The organism is Methylobacterium sp., from assembly GCF_028290105.1.
In the GTDB taxonomy this organism is placed as follows: domain Bacteria; phylum Pseudomonadota; class Alphaproteobacteria; order Rhizobiales; family Beijerinckiaceae; genus Methylobacterium.
In genome coordinates this window covers 1-4,058 of record NZ_JAQGKL010000251.1, presented here as the reverse complement: position 1 = coordinate 4,058, position 4,058 = coordinate 1, and the positions used below count along the sequence as shown (strand labels likewise).

The 4,058-nt window shown below is 68.3% G+C and carries 3 protein-coding genes and 1 pseudogene; 1 reads left to right on the top strand and 3 read right to left on the bottom strand.

The genetic code is table 11. The annotated features are described in order from the left end of the window. The 3 genes from JWQ05_RS17665 to JWQ05_RS17655 all read right to left on the bottom strand — a co-directional run. On the bottom strand, window positions 1–604 hold a 604-nt coding region (locus tag JWQ05_RS17665; protein ID WP_299661126.1), incomplete at its 3' end, for an endonuclease/exonuclease/phosphatase family protein. Between the two features lie 67 nt (window positions 605–671). Then, window positions 672–1,598 (bottom strand): histone deacetylase family protein, encoded by a 927-nt coding sequence (locus JWQ05_RS17660; RefSeq protein ID WP_299661124.1) that lies wholly within the window; start codon window positions 1,596–1,598, stop codon window positions 672–674. Window positions 1,599–1,690: 92 nt separating this feature from the next. Further along, the gene (locus JWQ05_RS17655) at window positions 1,691–2,866 is read right to left on the bottom strand and encodes an acyltransferase (protein ID WP_299661122.1); all 1,176 of its coding nucleotides are present in this window, start codon (window positions 2,864–2,866) and stop codon (window positions 1,691–1,693) included. An 866-nt stretch (window positions 2,867–3,732) separates the two neighbouring features. On the opposite strand from JWQ05_RS17655, the pseudogene JWQ05_RS17650 reads away from it, so the two are divergent. After that, window positions 3,733–4,058: pseudogene (locus JWQ05_RS17650) on the top strand (porin family protein); the annotation flags it as partial.

The window sequence follows — 4,058 nt, the reverse complement described above, 5'->3', positions numbered from 1 at the left end:
TCAGGCCGCGCACGAGGCAGCGGTCGAGCCGCAGGGGCACCACCCGCGCCATGGCGTGGGTGGGCAGGCGCGGCCCGACATCGCGAAACCCCGGCAGTAGGGTCGGCCCGACGAGGTTGTAGTCGCCGATGACAGCGGCACGCTCGGGCAGGCTCTGCTCGATGCAGCGCAATTGCCGCCGGTTGAGCACCTGCCCATGCGAGAGGTGCACGTTGGCGACGCCGAACGTGCCGAGGTCGATCACTTGGCTGACCCGGTCGAACATCGCGCCGGACGGCAGTTCGACCGCCTTCGGGGGGGTCGCGAAGGGGGTCGGGCTCCAGACCGCGAGGCCGTGGATGCGCCCCGGCATCTGCGCCCAGGCATAATGCCCGCCGACCTTGGCGCGCAGGCCCTCGATGTCCTTGGTGGCCTCCTGCATCAGCACGAGGTCGGGCTGTTCGCGCTCGATCAGCGCGGCGATGCCGGCCACGTTCGCGCCGACCCGCCGCAGCAGGTTCCAGCTGACGATCTTGCGGGTGCCGGGCCGGTCTTGGCCGTGGTGTCCGTGGGCGTTCTGGAGGGCACGGGCGGTCAGTCGCGCGAGGCGGCGGTCGTTCAGCATCGTCACATAGGTGGGGGAGGGGAACGCTTTGGAAAGCCCGCGCGGGTCCGCGCGGAGCCGGTGGGCCTCACGATTCCATGAGGGCGGCCACGTGCGCGGCGGTGGATTCGGCAAGTCCCTTCAGGTCGTAGCCACCCTCCAGCACCGAGACGATGCGGCCGTTGCAGGCTTTCTCCGCCACCTCCATCACCTGGCGCGTCGCCCAGGCGAAATCCTCCGCCTCCAGCATCAGGTTGGCGAGAGGGTCGCGCCAATGCGCATCGAAGCCGGCGGAGATGATGATGAGGTCCGGCCGGAACGCCGTCAGGCGCGGCAGGATGCGCGTCTCGAACGCCTCGCGAAAGCGTGCCCCGTCGGCGCCGGGCTTGAGCGGTGCGTTGACGATGGTGTCGTGGTCGCCGGATTCCGAAATCGCGCCGGTGCCGGGATAGAGCGGCATCTGGTGGGTGGAGCAGAACAGCACCGAGGGATCGGCCCAGAAGATGTCCTGGCTGCCGTTGCCGTGGTGCACGTCCCAGTCGACGATGGCGACGCGCTCGGCCCCGTGCACGCTGCGGGCATGGCGGGCCGCGATGGCCGCGTTGTTGAACAGGCAGAAGCCCATGGCGCGGGTACGCTCGGCATGGTGCCCCGGCGGGCGCATCGCCGAGAAGGCGTTGCGGGCCTTGCCCCCCATCACCGCGTCGACGCCCTCGACGGCGGCCCCGACCCCGCGCAGCACGCAGTCGATGGTGCCCGGCGACAGCACCGTGTCGGAATCGACGTGGACCAACCCGTCCGTGGGGGCGGCCGCCACCATCGCCCGCACCCATTCCTCGGGATGCGCGAGCGCCACGGTCTCCAGGCTCGCGGGCTCGGGTGCCCGCCTGTCGAGGCCCGAGAACGCCTCGGTGCCCAGCGCTTCCTTGATCGCCTGCATGCGCTCGGGCCGCTCCGGGTGCCCATGCGGCGTCCGGTGTCCGAGGGCGGCCTCGTGGCTGAACAGGATGGTCATGCGGCGCTCCGGAGCCTTTTGGCCATGCTGGTATACCAGATGGCGGATCGCAGGCTAGGGGTGTGGTCCGCCCGCGACGGCATTGGGCGCGGTCAGGGCATCCCGCTCCGAGCCGGAAGGGCCTGCGTCGCGCGTGACCACGCGCTGTCGACGATCCGCCCCAGTTTTTCCCTCAGGACGGGTTCGATGCAGGTCGCGACGACGACCGCCGCGATCCCGGACGTGAGCATGCCGCCGACGAGCGACGCCGACGGGGACAAGCCGATGGCCAGAGCGGCGCGCATGGCGAGGACGCCAACGAAGGTGTGCAGGAGGTAGAGCGGATAAGTCGCGAGGCCGATCGTCCGGATGACCCGCGCGCCGCGCGCGCCCAGCAGGGCATGAAGCCGCCGGTCGAACATCAGGCAGGCGAGGAGAAGGACCAGAAAGCCGATGAAGATCATTCCGGGAACGACGCTGAACGTCTGGATGCCGAGTTCCGCCTGCGTCGCCCGGGTGTCGTAGGCGATCTGGAGGAGGCTGCCCACGCAACAGACGGACGCGATGAGCAGGCGGCGGCCCGTGAGGCCCCGGAACGCCATGAGCCAGACCAGGACGCCCAGTGCGAAGTCGCAGCCGTGGGTGATCAGCAGCAGCTTGGCGATCCTCTTGCTCGCCAGGACGTCGAGACCGGGCAGCCAGGGCGTCGACGCCGCGATCCAGATCAGCGCGCTGACCATCCCGATCGTCGAGATGACCGGTTCGAGACGATGGCTCGAGCGCAGCACGAGGAGCGCGAGGATCACCGCGTAGAACGCGATCTCGATCGCGAGCGTCCAATAGACGCCGTCGATCCAGGTCGGGACGGGGACGAGCACCAGCGTGCGGAGATAGGCCTGCGTCAGCTCGGCTGCGGGGACGGGCAGAAACAGGAGGCCCAGCAGGAAGGAGATGCTGGCGCAGATCCAGACCCCCGGCATGAGGCGCAGGAGGCGGCTGCGAAAGAACCGTTCCGGCGTCGAGCCTTCCGCCGAGTAGGCGATGACGAAGCCGGAGATCGTGAAGAAGATCGGAACGCCGATCCATCCCATCGAGGCGACGCCGAGGAGGTCCGGGAAACGGGTCCGGCCATCCAGGAGCATCATCGCCTCGCTGGAAGGAATGATCCAGGACGTGCAGGCGAGATGGAACAGCATGACCGCGGAGGCCGCCAGAAACCGCAGGAGGTCGATTCCCAGAACCTGCGTCTTCCTGCCCGTGCCGGGAGACTCTGAGGTTTGCAGCGTCATGCGATGGCAGCCGGTGGAGGAACGCTCCGGTCCGACGGGCGGGCGCTGTCCCGTGCACCCTCGCACCATTGTCCGCCGAATGCAGGAAGCCTGCGCCCGGTAAAGGCCGATCATCCCGTCCTTTTGTCGGCCGGTCCCGGGGGCAGAGTGCGGATCGATCCTGGATCGTCTGTGTCCAGGGCGGCGGGACTGGCTCGGCGGGAGGGGACCACGCGACATCTTCGCGAACCGCGTGCGCCGATCCGGAGTTGACGCCCGTACCGATGCCAGGCGTTCCAGACCGAGCGTTCGGGCTGGAAAGTACCGCCGTCCGCCGCGGTACAGAGAGGGTGACACATGGGACTCTTCTTCGCTCTGTTTCTGATGGGCGTACCGATGGCTCTCGCGGTCTTCGCCCTCCTTCAGACGCGGGCTACCCGCCCGCTCTGAGATCCGGACATCGTCCCGCTCCGCCCGTGTCCTTCGGCGTCCACCGCAAGACGTGGTCGTTCTCATCGCGGCAGAACCGTCACCCCGCCTCGCGCGGACCGGGGCGGGCAACAATCCGCTGCGGGGCGGCAGGAGGCGGGGTTCACCATGCCGGACGTGGGCGCGAACGTGTCCCGATGCTGTGGTCTGGGCGGGTCCTGGGGTGATCGGCGCCCCGGCCCTGACGCCCGCGGGCTCGGCAGGCGAATTTTTTGGGGCGTGACGAAACCGTTAACGGATCGCGCGGTGGACCAGAAAATCCGCGGTTATACGAGCAATCCACGGGTTCTGAACTCGGCGCCGAGTGTGTCTCAAATGCACTAGGGCAAGCTGTGGCGGATCGTTAGACACAGCTCATACGCATCTCGAATGCGCCTTCGACCTGGGTTAAACATCAAATGTTCAAGAAGCTCTTTGTTGCATCTTCCGTTCTCGCCGGCCTGACTGCCGCTGCTTCGGCCGCCGATCTTCCGCGCCGCGCGGCTCCCCCGGTGTTCGTGCCGGTGCCGGTGTTCACCTGGACCGGCTTCTACGCCGGTTTCAACGCCGGCTACGGCTTCGGCACGGGCAACGGCAACAACAACGGCCCGACGACCATCGTCGCCACCACGCCGATCTATCTCGCCACCCCCGCCGGCGTCGGCGCCGGTGCGTTCGGCGGCCGTAACTCCAACGAAGGCTTCGTCGGCGGCGGTCAGATCGGCTACAACTACCAGTTCACGCC

What these genes read in the sequence shown, in the direction of transcription:
- JWQ05_RS17660 (WP_299661124.1), bottom strand. Translation starts at nt 1,598, where the DNA reads ATGACCATCCTGTTCAGCCACGAGGCCGCCCTCGGACACCGGACGCCG.
- JWQ05_RS17655 (WP_299661122.1), bottom strand. Translation starts at nt 2,866, where the DNA reads ATGACGCTGCAAACCTCAGAGTCTCCCGGCACGGGCAGGAAGACGCAG.